The organism is Paracoccus sp. FO-3 (assembly GCF_006386455.1).
GTDB classification, from domain to species: domain Bacteria; phylum Pseudomonadota; class Alphaproteobacteria; order Rhodobacterales; family Rhodobacteraceae; genus Paracoccus; species Paracoccus versutus.
Map to the genome: position 1 here is coordinate 60,499 of NZ_VCBQ01000010.1, position 15,450 is coordinate 75,948.

Consider the following 15,450-nt stretch of genomic DNA (forward strand, 5'->3'; position numbering starts at 1 on the left):
GGGCAGCCAGCCGCAGGATGAATTCGATGAGCTTTTTGTCGCAGACGCTCGCCCGCGTCAAACCCTCGCCCACCATCGCCATCACCACCCGCGCCCGCGAGCTTGCGGCCGAGGGGCGGGACATCATCGGCCTGTCCGCCGGCGAGCCCGATTTCGACACGCCCGCGCATATCCGCGAGGCGGCCAAGGCCGCCATCGACGCCGGCCATACCCGCTATACCGCGGTGGACGGCATCCCGGAACTGAAGCGCGCCATCTGCGACAAGTTCGCGCGGGAAAACGGGCTGGACTATGCGCCCGCGCAGGTGACGGTCGGCACCGGCGGCAAGCAGATCCTCTACAACGCACTGATGGCGACGCTGAATCCGGGCGACGAGGTCATCATTCCCGCGCCCTATTGGGTCAGCTACCCGGACATGGTGCTGCTGGCCGGCGGCACGCCCGTGGTGGTCGAGGGCGCGATGCAGAACGGCTATCGCATCACCCCCGAACAGCTGGAGGCGGCGATCACGCCGCGGACGAAATGGCTGATCCTCAATTCGCCCTCGAACCCCACCGGCGCGGGCTATGCCGTCGAACACATGCGCGCCCTGACCCAGGTGCTGATGCGCCATCCGCAGGTCTGGGTGCTGGCGGACGACATCTACGAGCATCTGGTTTTCGACGATTTCCGCTTCGTCACCCCGGCCCAGGTCGAGCCGGGGCTGAAATCGCGCACGCTGACCATGAACGGCGTGTCGAAGGCCTATGCCATGACCGGCTGGCGCATCGGCTATGGCGCGGGCCCCGAGGAACTGATTCGCGCCATGGCCAAGCTGCAGTCGCAATCGACCTCGAACCCCTGCTCGATCAGCCAATATGCCGCGCTGGCCGCGTTGCAGGGGCCGCAGGACTATATCGTGGAAAGCCGCGCCGTGTTCCAGCGCCGCCGCGACCTGGTGGTGGCGGGGCTGAACGCCTGTCCCGGCATCGACTGCCCGGTGCCGCAGGGGGCGTTCTACGTCTACCCCTCGATCGCGGCGCTGATCGGCAAGACCTCGGCCGGCGGCACGTTGATCGCGGATGACGAGGCATTCGCCACCGCGCTGTTGAACGAGACCGGGGTCGCGGTGGTCTTTGGCGCGGCCTTCGGGCTTTCGCCGCATTTCCGCATCTCCTACGCCACATCGGACGCGGTGCTGGCGGATGCCTGCGCGCGGATCAAGGGGTTCTGCGAGGGGCTGCGCTAAAGCGAAGCGGCGGGGCCGAAACCCCGCCCCGCCTGCCTTAGTTGACGAAAAGCTGCGGCCTGGTCAGGCTTTCCGGGCGCAGGATGGCGTCCAGCCGCTCTTTTGGCAAAAGCCCCTTTTCCAGCACCAGCTCATAGACGCCGCGGCCGGTCAGATGCGCCTCGGTCGCGAGCTCGGTGGCGGCGGCATAGCCGATATAGGGGTTCAGCGCCGTGACGATGCCGATCGAGCGGCGCACGGTTTCCTTCAGCACGTCGCGATTGGCGGTGATGCCGCGCACGCAATTATGCTCCAGCGTGTTGCAGGCCGCGATCAGGTGGCTGACCGAGCGGAACATGCTGTAGGCGATCACCGGCTCGAAGGCATTCAGCTGCAACTGCCCGCCCTCGGCGGCCATGGTGATGGTCATGTCGTTGCCGATCACCTCGAAGGCGACCTGGTTGACCACCTCGGGGATGACCGGGTTCACCTTGCCCGGCATGATCGAGGAACCGGCCTGTTTCGCCGGCAGGTTGATCTCGTTGAAGCCGGCGCGCGGCCCCGAGGACAGCAGCCGCAGGTCGTTGCAGATCTTCGACAGCTTGACCGCCACCCGCTTCAGCACGCCCGAGACCTGCACGAAGGCGCCGCAATCCTGCGTCGCCTCGACCAGGTCGGGGGCGGTGACGACCGGGATCACGGTGATTTCGGCCAGCCGCGCCCGCACCCGCTCGGCATAGTCGGGATGGGTGGTGATGCCGGTGCCGATGGCGGTGGCGCCCAGGTTGATCTCGCAGATCAGGCTGGCGGCCTCGGCCAGGCGCATCTCGTCCTCGCCGATGGTGATGGCGAAGGCGTTGAACTCCTGGCCCAGGGTCATCGGCACCGCCTCTTGCAGCTGGGTGCGGCCCATCTTGAGGATTTCGGCGAATTCCGCGCCCTTCTCGGCAAAGGCGCCGCGCAGCGAGGCCAGCGCCGCGATCACGTTCTGCAAGCCCCGCCACGAGGCCAGCCGCAACGCCGTCGGATAGACGTCGTTGGTCGATTGGCTCATGTTCACATGCTCGTTGGGATGCAGGTATTTGTATTCGCCTTTGGCATGGCCCATGATCTCCAGCGCGCGGTTGGCGATGACCTCGTTGGCGTTCATGTTGGTCGAGGTGCCGGCGCCGCCCTGGATCTGGTCCACGACGAACTGGTCGTGCAGCTGGCCGGCGCGGATTTCCTCGCAGGCGGCGACGATGGCGTCGCGGCGCTCGGCCGAAAGCAGCCCCAGATCGGCATTGGCCAGCGCCGCCGCCTGCTTGATCGCGGCCAGCGCGCGGATCAGCTCGGGAATTTCGCCGATGGGCCTGCCGGAGATCGGGAAATTCTCGACGGCGCGCAGGGTGTGGACGCCCCAATAGGCGTTGGCGGGCACCTCGCGGTCGCCAAGCAGGTCGTGTTCGATGCGGGTCTTGGTCATGTTCACCTCGGGCGCAGGCGCGCCGCCCGCCGGTGGCGGTGCGGGCGCGATGCGCATTTCTGTCGGATCTGTTGCGATAGGCAGGGCGTTCGCGCGCCCCATGTGTCAAAGATTTAGGCAGGATCGCGGGTATTTTCCAATGCGAAGTCGCGCTGGGTTATTCCGATCCTGCATAACCTTCGCCCAACTCGCGCGCGGCCTGCCAGACCCGCCCGGTGATGCCGCGGCCGCGCGCCGCATTGCGGTAAAGCCGGATCTCCATCGGCAGTTCCGGGGCCACGACCTCCAGCCGGCCGGTCGCGATCTCGGCCTCGACCAGCCGGCGGGGCAGCCAGACCAGGCCATGCCCGGCCACGGCCATGCTTTTCATCGCCTCGGCCATGCTGGCTTCGTCGGTATGGGCGACATAGACCCTGGGCGCGCCGGGCTGCGCCAGCGCGATGCGCGCCATGGCGTTCAGGAACGAGCCGCGGGAATATTTCAGCATCGGCATGCCCTCGGTCCGCCATTCCTGCGGAAAGCCGGGGCGGGCGACGGCGACCAGGCTGTCCTGGCCCACCACCAGATGCGGATAGCCCGCGGGGTCCAGCGGGATGTTCACCTGCGGATGGGCATAGGTCAGGAAGAAGTCATAGCCGCCCTCGGTCAGGGCCTCGATGCAGCGGTCGAAATTCTCGGGCTTGACGCGGCTGGTCATCTGCCCCGCCGCCGCCTTCAGCCGCATCAGCCAGCCCGGCAGGAAGGTCACGGTCAGGCTGTGCAGCGCCACGAAGGAAATCTCGCCGCCCCGGCTTCGGGCATGGTCGCGGAACTCGGCGCGGCGGGCGAGGATCATGCGCACGACCTCTTCGGCCGTCTCGCGGAACAGCACGCCCTCGGGCGTCAGCGACACCGGGTAGCTGTCGCGCGACAGCAGGTCGGTGCCCAGCCATTCCTCCAGCGCGCGGATGCGGCGGCTGAAGGCGCTTTGCGTGACGCCGCGCAGCTCGGCCGAGCGCGAGAAGCTGTGCGTCTCGGCCAGGCTCAGGAAGTCCTCAAGCCATTTCAGATCCATGCGCCCCCCTTTCCTGCCGCTTTAGCCGAGCCGGCGCGGGCGCGCCATGCCTGGCCGCCTTGCGGGCGGCAATCGGGCCTGAATGCTTGCCCCTGGCGGGAAAATCCGGTTTTCTGGCGGGCATCAGACGGGGAAGGGCGCATGGACGACAGCACGATGGTGACGGTGGCCGAGCTTGGCCGGATGGTCGAGTCGCTTTTCATGCGCGCCGGCTTCAACGCCCAGCAGGCCGATGCCATCGCCCGCATCATCACCGCCGCCGAGCGCGACGGCGCGAAATCGCACGGCATCTATCGCATCGAAGGCAGCCTGCGCACCCTGGCGGCCGGCAAGGTTTCCCCCGATGCGCGGCCGGAGCTGATCGACGAGGGCAGCGCCGTGATCCGGGTCGGGGCCGGCGGCGGCTTTTCCCCCGCCGCCTTCGAACTGGGCCTGCCGGCGCTGGCCGGCCGCGCGGAAAAGCTGGGGCTGGCGGCGCTGGTCATCAACGATTGCGTGCATTACTCGGCGCTGTGGCCCGAGGTCGAGGCGCTGGCGGCGCGCGGCCTTGCCGGGCTTGCCATGTGCCCCAGCTATGCCACCGTCGCCCCGGCGGGCGGCAACCGGCCGATCCTGGGCACCAACCCCATCGCCTTTGCCTGGCCGCGTGCGGGGGCCGCCCCCTACGTCTTCGACTTCGCCACCTCGGCCGCGGCGCGGGGCGAGATCGAGCTGCTGGCGCGGGCGGGCGAACCCCTGCCCGAAGGCTGGGCGCTGGACGCGGCCGGCCAGCCCACCACCGATCCCCAGGCGGCGCTGGCCGGGGCCATGCTGCCCTTTGGCGGGCACAAGGGCTCGGCCATCTCGACCATGGTCGAGCTGCTGGCGGGGGTGATGATCGGCGACCTGACCAGCCAGGGCGCGCTGGACGAACTGGGCACGCTGGCCCTGGCACCCAGGCATGGCGAGCTGATCCTGGCCTTTTCGCCGGCGCGTTTCGCCGCAGGCCGGCCCGGTGATCCGCTGGCTGCGGCCGAGGCGCTGTTCGACGCCATCCTGGGCCAGGGCGCGCGCCTGCCCGGCCAGCGCCGCCTTGCCGCCCGCGCCCGCTCCGAGGCCGAGGGCATCGCCCTGACCGCCGCCGAACTGGCGCTGATCGAGCGCTTCCAGCGCGAGGGGCTGGCGGCGCTGGGCTGATCGCGGTCCGGCGGGGGCCAAGCGGCTGCACGACCGGCGGTCGGCATGCATCGCGGCCTGTCCCGTGCGCTGGCTGCCGGAAAGCGGCTGAGCAGAATCGTCCATCCGTCCCAGGCGGTGCGGCCGGCCCCAGGGCAGGGGCCGATCATGCGCGACGCCGGCATTGCGCGGGGCTTGCAAGGCAGGCCCCCGTTCCGATCCTGTGCATCAGGTGCAGAAGCCTAGCCGTCGGTTCTCGGCTCAGGGCGGGCCACCGGGCGCGGCATCGGCGGAACTGGAGCGGCGGATCCTCGCCACGCCAGCCGCCGGACTGGCAGGCCGCCGGGCCGCGCTGCCACGGCCCCGCGGACAGGCCCGCGCGGTGCCGCGGTGCCGATCCAGAACCGCGACGGGCCGTTCGATCATGCCCGGACCTTGCGGCGGGCGGATCAACCTAGCGCATGGCGGCAAGCCAATCCTGGATCGTGGCGAGCGATTCGGGCTCGTCGAGGAAGGGGACATGGGCGCGATCGGGCACCTCGGCCAGGATCATCTGGGGATGCCGGCAGCGCATCTCGGTCGCGGTCTCATGCGCCAGCAGGTCCGAGTTTGCCCCGCGCACCAGCGCCAGGGGCAGCCCCTGCGCGGCGTCGAACAGCGGCCACAGATCGACCTCGGGCCCATTGAAGGCGGCCAGGAACGCCTCGCGCAGGGCGGGGTCGTAGTTGATGCGCAGGCCCGCGGGCGTCTCGGCGTAATGGCGCCGCGCCTCGTCCAGCCATCGGCTTGCCGGCACGCCGGCAAAGCCGGGCATGAGCGCGGGCAGGCGCTCTGCCATGTCCTCCAGGCTTTTCGCGGCCGGGTTGCGGCCGACATAGTCGAAGATCCGCTCCAGCCCGCTGCGCTGCAATGCCGGGCCGACATCGTTCAGGCACAGGCCCAACAGCCGGTCGCGCGCCGTCGCGGCCAGCAGCATGCCGATGATCCCCCCGCGCGAGGTGCCCAGCACCGCCGCCTGCGCGATGCCCAGGTGATCCAGCAGCGCCAGCGCGTCCCGCGCCTCTTGCGGGACGGTATAGCTGTCCGCGCCGGTCCAATCCGAATCGCCGCGGCCGCGGTAATCCGGCCGGATCAGCCGCACGCCGGCCAGATGCGGCGCCAGATAGTCGAAATCCCGCCCCGTCCGGGTCAGCCCCGGCAGGGCCAGGACCGCCAGCCCCTCGCCCTCGTCGCGATAGGCCAGCCGGGCGCCGTCCTCGGCCTGGAAGAAGCGGACGGGCATCACAGGTTTTCCGACTGCGGCATGCCCAGCACGTGATAGCCGCCATCGACCAGCACGATCTCGCCCGTGGTGCAGGCGCCCCAGTCCGAACACAGCCAGACCGCCGTGCCGCCGATCGCCTCCAGCGTGGCATTGGCGCGCAGCGGGGCATTGGCCTCGGTATGGCGATAGGTCTTGCGGGCGCCGCCGATGGCCGCGCCGGCCAGGGTCTTCATCGGGCCGGGGCTGATCGCGTTGACGCGAATCCCCTCGGGGCCCAGGTCGTTGGCCAGGTAGCGGACCGAGGATTCCAATGCGGCCTTTGCCACCCCCATGACGTTGTAGAACGGCGTGACCCGGTTCGAGCCGGCATAGGTCAGCGTGATGATCGAGCCGCCATTCGTCATCAGGGGCTGCGCCCGCCGGGCCAGGTCGATCAGCGAATAGCACGAAATCGTCAAGGAATTCTTGAAATTGTCGCGGGTCGTATCGATGAATCGCCCGGTCAGCTCGTTCTTGTCGGAATAGGCGACGGCATGGACCAGGAAATCCAGCCCGCCCCAGCGCGATTCGATCGCCGCAAAGGCGCGGTCGAGCGATTCGTCGTCCAGCACGTCGACATCCATCAGGAAGTCCGAGCCCAGCGATTGCGCCAAGGGCTCGACCCGCTTGCCGAAAGCCTCGCCCTGATAGGAAAAGGCCAGTTCCGCGCCCTGATCCGCCAGCGCCTTCGCAATCCCCCAAGCGATCGAGCGGTCATTCGCGACCCCCATCACAAGGCCGCGTTTGCCTTTCATCAATTCGCTCATGGCTTAACCTTTTCTTGGTTTATTCGCGGTATTTCGACAGGAGCAGCGTGGCGTTGGTGCCGCCAAAACCGAAACTGTTGGAAAGGACACTATCGAAATCGACGTCATCCATGCGCGTCTGCGCAATCTCCTCGGGCCGGATCTCGGGGTCCAGCTCGGTGATGTTGGCCGAGGCGGCGATGAAGCCCTGCTGCATCATCAAGAGCGAATAGATCGCCTCATGCACGCCGGTCGCGCCCAGCGAATGGCCGGTCAGCGACTTGGTCGATGACACCGGCGGCACCGCGCCCTCGCCAAAGACCCGGCGCAGCGCCTTGATCTCGCCCACGTCGCCCACCGGGGTCGAGGTGCCATGCGCATTGACATAGCTGACGCGCCGCCCCTCGGGCAGGGTGGACAGCGCCAGCCGCATCGAGCGCTCGCCGCCCTCGCCGGAAGGGGCGACCATGTCATAGCCGTCGCTGGTCGCGCCATAGCCGGTGACCTCGGCATAGATGCGGGCGCCGCGGGCCAGGGCGTGGCCCAGCTCCTCCAGCACCACTACCCCGGCGCCGCCAGCGATGACGAAGCCGTCGCGGGTCGCGTCGAAGGGGCGCGAGGCCGTCTGGGGCGTGTCGTTGTATTTCGACGACATCGCGCCCATGGCGTCGAACAGGCAGCTGAGCGTCCAGTCCAGCTCCTCGCCGCCGCCGGCGAAGACGATGTCCTGCTTGCCCATCTGGATCAGCTCGGTGCCGTTGCCGATGCAATGCGCCGAGGTCGAGCAGGCCGAGGTGATCGAATAGTTCACGCCCTTGATCCTGAAGGGCGTGGCCAGGCAGGCCGAATTGGTCGAGGACATGCAGCGCGTGACCATGAAGGGGCCCATGCGCTTGGGCGCGCCCTTCTCGATCACGGTGCGATGCGCCTCGAACAGGTTGGCGGTCGACGGCCCGCCCGAGCCCATGACCAGGCCCGAGCGCTCGTTCGAGACATCCTCGGGCGCCAGGCCCGCATCCTCGATCGCCTGCTGCATGGCGATAAAGTTATAGGCCGCGCCCGCGCCCATGAAGCGCAGGTTGCGCTTGTCGATATGGTCCTCGACGGCGATCTGCGGCATGCCGTGAACCTGGCTGCGAAAGCCGTGCTCGGCATATTCGGGGGCGAAGACGATGCCCGAGCGGCCAGCGCGCAGGCTTTCGGTGACCTCGGTGGCATTGTTGCCGATGGGAGAGACGATGCCCAGCCCGGTGATGACGACACGGCGCATGGCGTGCTCCTTGTTCATGTGTCAGGCGGCCGACAGGGCAACCTTCATGTCCTTGACCTCATAGATGGTTTCGCCGTCGGCCTCGACACGGCCGTCGGCGACGCCCATGGTCAGGCGACGGGTCTGGACCGCCTTTGTGAAATCGACGAAATAGCGCAAGAGCTTGCGGTCGGGGCGGACCATGCCGGTCAGCTTGACCTCGCCCACGCCAAGCGCATAGCCGCGCCCCTGCCAGCCGCGCCAGCCCAGGTTGAAGCCGGTCAGCTGCCACAGCCCGTCAAGGCCCAGGCAGCCCGGCATGATCGGATTGCCGGGAAAATGGCAGGCAAAGAACCACAGGTCGGGATGGATGTCGAATTCGGCGACGACATGGCCCTTGCCATGCGGGCCGGCATCGGCGGAAATCTCGGTGATGCGATCCATCATCAGCATCGGCGGCTCGGGCAATTGGGCATTTCCGGGGCCGAACAACTCGCCACGGGCGCAGGCCAGCAGATCTTCCTTGTCAAAGCTGGTCCGTGTCATCGTCATGCGCGTGTGTTCCCCTCGATCCGACGTTGCGTTAACTGCTGCGGCGGCTGCCGGGCAAGGCCCGCGCCGCACTTGCTTTCGGGTCTATCATTCCGTCCCGGCAGGGCGCAAGGGCGCAGGTTTTGCGGGTTTTTGCGTCGGATATGCCGGCGGTTGCCAAAGACGGAGGCGCGGCGGACGATTTGCCGCAGCTTTCCCCGCCCGGCAGGACGGGCGGGCCTTGCGCGCCATGGCCGGCGCCGCATCCGGGGGCTTTGCGCCCCCAGACCCCCGCAGGATATTTCAACACGAAAGAACCGGGCGGAGGATACCGGGCCGCGGCTTCTTTCGTGCCGAAATATCCTGGGGGAGCGCGGAACGCGCGGGGGCAAAGCCCCCATGACGGGGGAACGGGCGGTCAGCCGGCCTGTTCCGCGGCCAGTTCGCGGGTGCGGCGGGCGATCAGGGCGATGCCCGGTGCGATGTCCCCCTCGCGGATCGAGGAATAGCCCAGCCGGAAGAAGGCGCAGGGCTGCGGCGGGGTTTCGAAGAAGACCTCGCCCGGCTCGATCAGCACGCTGTCCTCTTGCAGCCTTGCCGCCAGGACGGCGCTGTCGATGCCGGCCGGTCCCTCGATCCACAGGCTCGACCCGCCCGAGCGCGCCGCCCCGGCGATGCGCAGCCCGGTGGCCGCCAGCGCCTGCTCCATCAGCGCGCGGCGGCGTTTCAGCGCCCCGCGCAGCCGCACGATATGCGCGTCGTAATGGCCGAGCGCCAGGAAATAGGCGGTGATCCTTTGCAGGTGGTTCGGCGGGTGGCGCAGCATGATGGCGCGCAGCGCGCGGGCCCGCGCGATGAAGGGCGCCGGCGCCACCATGTAGCCGATGCGCAGCCCCGGAAACAGCGATTTCGAGAAGCTGCCGACATAGATCACCCGCCCCGACCGGTCGAGCGATTTCAGCGCCGGCGCCGGCGGGGCCAGATAGGACATCTCGAAGTCGTAATCGTCCTCGACGATCAGGAAATCATGCGCGGCGGCGCGGGCCAGCAGGTCGCGGCGCCGCGCCAGCGGCATGGTCGCGCCGGTCGGGATGTTGTGGCTGGGCGTCACGATCACCAGCCGCGTCCCCTGCGGCAGCAGCTCGGGGTTCAGCCCGCCCTCGTCCACGTCGAGGAAGGTGGTCGGGCTGTGGGCGCGGCGCAGGGTCTCGGCGAAATCGGGATAGCCCGGATCCTCGGTCACGGCCAGCCGGTCGCCGCGCGCCAGCAGCTCGACGGCGATGAACAGCGCGTTCTGCGCCCCCAGCGTCACCAGCACCTCGTCCGGCTCGGCCTGGATGCCGCGGCGGGGCAGGGAATGCGAGCAGATGTAGTCGATCAGCATCGGGTCGTCGGCGCCGTAGAGATCCGAGGCCAGCTCGCCGAAATCCCGCGTCCCCCAAGCCCGGCGGGCGCAGTCGCGCCAGGCGTTGTGGTCGAAGAGCGCCGCGTCGCTTTGCCCGTAGATGAAGGGATAGCGGAAGTCGCGCCAGTTCGCCGGCTTGCGGATCACCCGCTGCCGCGGCAGCTGGCCCGCAAGCCAGCTGTCCCAGTCGAGCGCGGTCTCGTGCGGCACGGGCTCCTGCACCTTCAGCCGGCGGTGCGGCACGGTGGCGGCGACGATGATGCCGGACCGTGCCCGCGTCTCCAGATAGCCCTGGCTGACCAGCTCCTGGTAGACCAGCGTCACCGTCATCCGCGAAATCCCCAGCGCAGCGGCCAGCCCCCGTGACGAGGGCAGCCGCGTGCCCGGCCGCGCCCGCGTCTCCAGGATCGCCCGCACGATGGCCGCCGCCAGCCGCGCCTGCAGCGTGCCTGCATCGCTGTCGCGGGAAAAGAACATTTCGACGGGAATCCGGTCGCTCATCTGGCCTTATCTTTGCTTTCATCTGGACATATCGTTACGCCCCGTCACCTGCAACATTTTGCCGCAGAAGCAACCGTGCAGAGTTGCCCATGCCAATCACCGGGGCTGAGCCGACAGGCTCGGCCGCGTCGCAAGACCAACAATCGAAAGACAGGGAGTCACAAGAATGACCAACATGAACCGGGCCGGAGCCTTCCTGGCCGCGATGACGCTTGGCGCCGGCCTCGGCCTGGCCCCCGCCCATGCCGAGACCACCGTGGTCGTCGGTTACCAGCAGATCGTCGGCCCCTTCATCGCCGCCATCGCCGACGGCCGGCTGGACGCCGCGGCCAAGGAGGCGGGCTACAAGATCGACTGGCGGCAGTTTTCCTCGGGCGGCGACATCTCGACGGCGCTTGCCTCGGGCAACGTGCCGGTGGGGGTGATCGGCTCGACCGGGATCGCCGCCGCGGCGACGCGCGGGGTGGAGTTCGAGCTGTTCTGGATCCTCGACAATATCGGCAAGTCCGAGGCGCTGGTCGCCCGCAACGGCTCGGGCATCGAGAAGCCCGAGGATCTGGCCGGCAAGAACGTCGCCGTGCCCTTCGTCTCGACCTCGCATTTCCACCTGCTCGTGGGCATGGACCAAGTCTGGAAGATCGACCCGCGCGGCGTCAACATCCTGAACATGAAGCCGCCGCAGATCCTGGCCGCCTGGCAGCGCGGCGACATCGACGCGGCCTATGTCTGGCCGCCGGTGCTGACCGAGCTGATGAAGGAAGGCGCGGTCATCGCCGACAGCGAACAGATCGGCGCGGCCAGCGTGCCGACCTTCGACGGGCTGGTGGCGGACAAGAAATTCGCTGCCGAGAACCCGGACTTCATGGCCGCCTTTACCAAGGCGCTGGCCGGGGCCTATGCCGATTACAATGCCGACAAGGCGGCCTGGACCGAGGATTCCCCGCAGGTCGCGGGCATCGTCAAGATGATCGGCGGCGACGCCGCCGGCACGGTCGAGGCGCTGAACATGCTGTCCTTCCCGGATGCGGCCGAGCAGGCATCCGAGACCTGGCTGACCGGCGGCGCGGTGCGCGCGCTGGGCGAAAGCGCCCGCTTCCTGGTCGAGCAGAAGCAGATCGACGGCGCGCTGGACGATTACGCCCCCTTCGTGAACCCGAGCTTCGCCCAGGCCGCGGCGCAATAGGCGGCGGGCCCCCTGCGGGGCCGCCTTCCCGCGCGCTTCAACCCTTTCCTCTGAAAGACCGCTGATATGCAGACACTGAAAGTTTCCGACGTCAGCCTGATCTATCCGGGCCATCACAAGGGCGCCCCTGTCACGGCGCTGAAAGGCGTGAACCTCGAGGTCAAGAGCGGCGATTTCGTCGTGGCGCTGGGTGCCTCGGGTTGCGGCAAGACCACGCTCCTGAACCTGATGGCCGGGTTCATGGCGCCCTCGGCCGGGCAGATCACGCTGGGCGACCGCCCGGTCGCCGGCCCCGGCGCCGAGCGCGGCGTGGTGTTCCAGAAACACGCGCTGCTGCCCTGGCTGAACGTCATCGACAACGTGGAATTCGGCCTGAAACTGCAGGGCGTGGATGCCAGGACAAGGCGCGAGCGCGCGGTGAAGAACCTGGCGCTGGTCGGCCTGCAGGACTTCCACAAGCACATGATCTATCACCTGTCGGGCGGGATGCAGCAGCGCGTCGGCATTGCCCGCGCCCTGACCTGCGACCCGGCCATGCTGCTGATGGACGAGCCGATGGCGGCGCTGGACGCGCTGACCCGCGAGACGGTGCAGGAACTGCTGCTGCAGATCTGGCAGCAGACCGACAAGATGTATTTCTTCATCACCCACAGCGTCGAGGAGGCGCTGTTCCTCGGCTCGCGGCTGATCGTCATGTCGCCGCGGCCGGGCCGCATCACCCACACCTACGAGCTGGACTTCAACCGCCGCTTCCTGGCCGAGGGCAATGCCCGCGCCATCAAGTCCAGCCCCGATTTCATCGAGATGAGGGAGCAGATCCTTGGCATCATCTATGGCGACGAACGCGCCGGCGAGCAGGAAAAGATCCATGCTTGACCGGCTGATGAAAGCACGCCCGGCCCGGCCCGGCGTATCCTACGGCGCCCCCGGCGACGGCTCCAGCGCGCTCATCAGCCTGGCCACGGCGCTGGCGCTGATCGCGCTGTGGTTCCTGGTCACCGGCATGGGCTGGGTCAGGCCGCTGTTCCTGCCCTCGCCCGCCGCGGTCTGGGGCAAGTTCGTGCTGGCCGCGACCGAGGGGGTGTCGAACTCGACCCTGGTGCAGCATACGCTGGCCAGCCTTGGCCGGGTGCTGGGCGCCTTCTTCCTGGCGCTGGCCGTCGCGGTGCCGGTCGGCATCCTGATGGGGGTGAACCGGGTGGTCCGGGGCCTGCTGGACCCGATCATCGAGTTCTACCGCCCGCTGCCGCCCTTGGCCTATCTGCCGCTGATCATCATCTGGCTGGGCATCGGCGAGTTTCCCAAGGTCTTCCTGATCTTCCTGGCGATCTTTGCCCCCATGGCCATCGCGGCGCGCGCCGGCGTGCGCTCGGTCTCGATCGAGCAGATCCATGCCGCCTACGCCATGGGCGCCAGCAAGCTGCAGGTGATCTTCCACGTCATCCTGAAGGCGGCGCTGCCCGAGATCTTCACCGGCATGCGCATCGGCATCGGCGTGGGCTGGACGACGCTGGTCGCGGCCGAGATGGTCGCCGCCCACCGCGGCCTGGGGTTCATGGTGCTGAACTCGGCCGAATACCTGGCCAGCGACGCCGTGATCATGGGGATCATCGTGATCGGCATCCTGGCCTTTGCCTTCGACCTGCTGATCCGCCGCATCGAGCGCGCGCTGATCCCCTGGAAGGGCAAGGTCTGACCCCCGTCCGCCGGAGCTGACCCGCAACCATTCACCGCAAACGTCCCGGAGGCGCGCCCGCGCGCCGCCGACCGGGAGAGGAGTATCCACCGATGACCCGCAAGCTGACCGCCGCCGACCTGAAGGCCACCTTCGACGCCTTCAACCGCCACGACATCGACGGCGTGATGACCCATTTCGCCGAGGATTGCGTGTTCTACACCGTCGCCGGCGAGCATGAATACGGCAACAAGGTCGAGGGCAAGGCCGCCATCGCCAGGGCCTTCGAGACCGTCTGGACCACGATGCCGGACGTCGAATGGGCCGACCACACGCATTTCCTGTCCGAGGACGGCACCCGCGGCGTGTCGCAATGGACCTTCCGCGCCACCAACCCGGACGGCAGCCGGACCGAAGTTCAGGGCGTGGACCTGTTCCGCATCGCGGACGGCCGGATCGTCGAGAAGCAGGCGATCCGCAAGCAGCGCCCGGCCATCCCCGCCCCTGCCCCCGCCTCCGCCCTTGCCGAGAAATGAGGCCCGCCATGCAGGCGATCGAGAAACGAGCGGGCGCGCAGCCCTACGACCCGTTCTATGACCCCATCACCAGCCGCAGCCTGGGCCCGCGCAGCGATTACGCGCCGACCTACTGGATCGGCACCGCCGGCGAGCCGCCTGCGGACGACGGCCCGGTCACGCGCGACATGGATGCCGACGTGGTGGTGATCGGCTCGGGCTATACCGGCCTTTCCTGCGCCCTCCACCTGGCCAAGATGCACGGCATCAAGGCGACCGTGCTGGAAGCGAACGGCGTCGCCTATGGCTGCTCGACCCGCAACGGCGGGCAGGCGCAGGTCAGTTCGGGCCGGCTCAAGCGCAGCCAGTGGATCGAGCGCTGGGGCCTCGATACCGCCAAGGGCCTGCATGCCGAGGTCTGCGAAGGGTTCGAGCTGTTCCGCGGGCTGATCCGCGACCATGCGATCGACTGCGATCCGCAGGACGGCGGGCATTACTACATCGCCCACAAGGCCAGCGTGATGCCCGCGCTGCAGAAGGAGGCGGCGCTTCTGCGCGAGACCTTCGGCTATGACGCCCGCATGATCTCGCGCGACGAGCTGCACCGGACCGTCGTGCGCGACATGGAGGCGCATGGCGCCATGTGGGAGGTGGACGGCGTCGGCATCCATGCCGCGAAGCTGGCCTTCGGCTACCTGCGCGTCGCCCGCGAACTGGGCGCGAAAGTGCATGTCGACAGCCCGGTGCAGGGCTGGGAATACCGCGGCGGCGTGCATCACCTGCGCACGCCGGGCGGCACGGTGCGCGCCAAGCGCGTGGCGGTGGCGACGGCGGCCTATGCGCCGCGCGGCCTGCACCCGCGGCTCAGGGACCGGCTGATGCCGATCATGTCGAACAGCATCGTCACCCGCGTGCTGACGCCGGGCGAGCTGGAGGCGGTCGGCATCCAAAAGCTCTCGCCGCTGACCGACACCCGGACGCTGCGGCATTACTACCGGCTGCTGCCCGACAACCGGCTGCAGATCGGCTCGCGTGCCGCGATCACCGGCCGCGATGCCGCGAACCCGGCGCATCTGGAGGCGCTGAAGCAGGGGATGGCCCGCAAGTTCCCCGCCCTGCGCGGGATCGAGCTGGACTACAGCTGGTGGGGCTGGGTGGATGTCAGCCACGACATGATGCCGCGCATCACCGGACTGGCCGACCTGCCCGGCGCCTTCTATGCGCTGGGCTATGGCGGCAACGGCGTGATGTATTCCGCCATGGCCGGGCGGCGCATGGCGCAGCTGGTCGCGGGCGAGGCTGTGCCCAGGCTGCCGATCTTCAACGACGAATTGCCGCATGAGGGCTGGAGGACGCCGTTCCGGCGCCTCGGCCAATGGGGCCTCTACAAACTCTATCACTTCCGCGACGAGCGCAAATAAGGAGCCATCGCCATGAGAATGACCACTGAGGAGTCTTTT

General features: G+C 68.4%; 14 protein-coding genes. 7 read left to right on the plus strand and 7 right to left on the minus strand.

Annotation, left to right across the window (positions count from 1 at the left end):
• Positions 1–26 precede the first annotated feature (26 nt).
• Positions 27–1,229 (plus strand): pyridoxal phosphate-dependent aminotransferase, encoded by a 1,203-nt coding sequence (locus tag FE811_RS04555; protein ID WP_116221639.1) that lies wholly within the window; start codon positions 27–29, stop codon positions 1,227–1,229.
• Between the two features lie 37 nt (positions 1,230–1,266).
• On the opposite strand, the gene aspA is transcribed toward FE811_RS04555, so the two are convergent.
• A complete protein-coding gene (aspA, locus tag FE811_RS04560) occupies positions 1,267–2,673 on the minus strand; it encodes an aspartate ammonia-lyase (RefSeq protein WP_116221638.1) in 1,407 nt (468 codons plus the stop codon).
• A 157-nt stretch (positions 2,674–2,830) separates the two neighbouring features.
• The gene (locus tag FE811_RS04565) at positions 2,831–3,727 is read right to left on the minus strand and encodes a LysR family transcriptional regulator (protein ID WP_114537646.1); all 897 of its coding nucleotides are present in this window, start codon (positions 3,725–3,727) and stop codon (positions 2,831–2,833) included.
• Between the two features lie 141 nt (positions 3,728–3,868).
• Between FE811_RS04565 and FE811_RS04570 the strand changes: the two genes are divergently transcribed.
• Positions 3,869–4,903 (plus strand): Ldh family oxidoreductase, encoded by a 1,035-nt coding sequence (locus tag FE811_RS04570; RefSeq protein ID WP_116220458.1) that lies wholly within the window; start codon positions 3,869–3,871, stop codon positions 4,901–4,903.
• Positions 4,904–5,336: 433 nt separating this feature from the next.
• Here the strand turns inward: FE811_RS04570 and FE811_RS04575 are convergent, their stop codons facing one another.
• The 5 genes from FE811_RS04575 to FE811_RS04595 form a co-directional block, all read right to left on the minus strand.
• Positions 5,337–6,164, minus strand: coding sequence for an alpha/beta fold hydrolase (locus FE811_RS04575; RefSeq protein WP_116220457.1), 828 nt, complete (start codon positions 6,162–6,164; stop codon positions 5,337–5,339).
• Positions 6,164–6,952: an enoyl-ACP reductase gene (locus tag FE811_RS04580; RefSeq protein WP_036756142.1), complete on the minus strand. Its 789-nt coding sequence runs from the start codon at positions 6,950–6,952 to the stop codon at positions 6,164–6,166. Before FE811_RS04580 ends, FE811_RS04575 begins: the two co-directional genes overlap by 1 nt.
• Positions 6,953–6,971: 19 nt before the next feature.
• A complete protein-coding gene (fabB, locus tag FE811_RS04585) occupies positions 6,972–8,201 on the minus strand; it encodes a beta-ketoacyl-ACP synthase I (protein WP_072462122.1) in 1,230 nt (409 codons plus the stop codon).
• Between the two features lie 21 nt (positions 8,202–8,222).
• Positions 8,223–8,732, minus strand: coding sequence for a bifunctional 3-hydroxydecanoyl-ACP dehydratase/trans-2-decenoyl-ACP isomerase (gene fabA, locus FE811_RS04590; RefSeq protein ID WP_036756139.1), 510 nt, complete (start codon positions 8,730–8,732; stop codon positions 8,223–8,225).
• Positions 8,733–9,129: 397 nt separating this feature from the next.
• Positions 9,130–10,617, minus strand: coding sequence for a PLP-dependent aminotransferase family protein (locus tag FE811_RS04595; protein WP_072462061.1), 1,488 nt, complete (start codon positions 10,615–10,617; stop codon positions 9,130–9,132).
• Positions 10,618–10,783: 166 nt separating this feature from the next.
• On the opposite strand from FE811_RS04595, the gene tauA reads away from it, so the two are divergent.
• From tauA to FE811_RS04620, 5 genes are all read left to right on the plus strand, one after another.
• Positions 10,784–11,800: a taurine ABC transporter substrate-binding protein gene (tauA, locus tag FE811_RS04600; RefSeq protein WP_114537643.1), complete on the plus strand. Its 1,017-nt coding sequence runs from the start codon at positions 10,784–10,786 to the stop codon at positions 11,798–11,800.
• 66 nt (positions 11,801–11,866) lie between these two features.
• The gene (locus FE811_RS04605) at positions 11,867–12,676 is read left to right on the plus strand and encodes a taurine ABC transporter ATP-binding protein (RefSeq protein WP_036756131.1); all 810 of its coding nucleotides are present in this window, start codon (positions 11,867–11,869) and stop codon (positions 12,674–12,676) included.
• On the plus strand, positions 12,669–13,496 hold the full coding sequence (locus FE811_RS04610) for an ABC transporter permease subunit (protein ID WP_036756128.1): 828 nt from the start codon (positions 12,669–12,671) through the stop codon (positions 13,494–13,496). The genes FE811_RS04605 and FE811_RS04610 overlap by 8 nt, the downstream gene beginning before the upstream one ends.
• A 92-nt stretch (positions 13,497–13,588) precedes the next feature.
• On the plus strand, positions 13,589–14,011 hold the full coding sequence (locus FE811_RS04615; RefSeq protein ID WP_116220456.1) for a nuclear transport factor 2 family protein: 423 nt from the start codon (positions 13,589–13,591) through the stop codon (positions 14,009–14,011).
• A gap of 8 nt (positions 14,012–14,019) precedes the next feature.
• Complete coding sequence (locus tag FE811_RS04620; protein WP_116221637.1) at positions 14,020–15,411, plus strand: FAD-binding oxidoreductase; 1,392 nt, start codon at positions 14,020–14,022, stop codon at positions 15,409–15,411.
• The last annotated feature ends 39 nt before the right edge of the window (positions 15,412–15,450 follow it).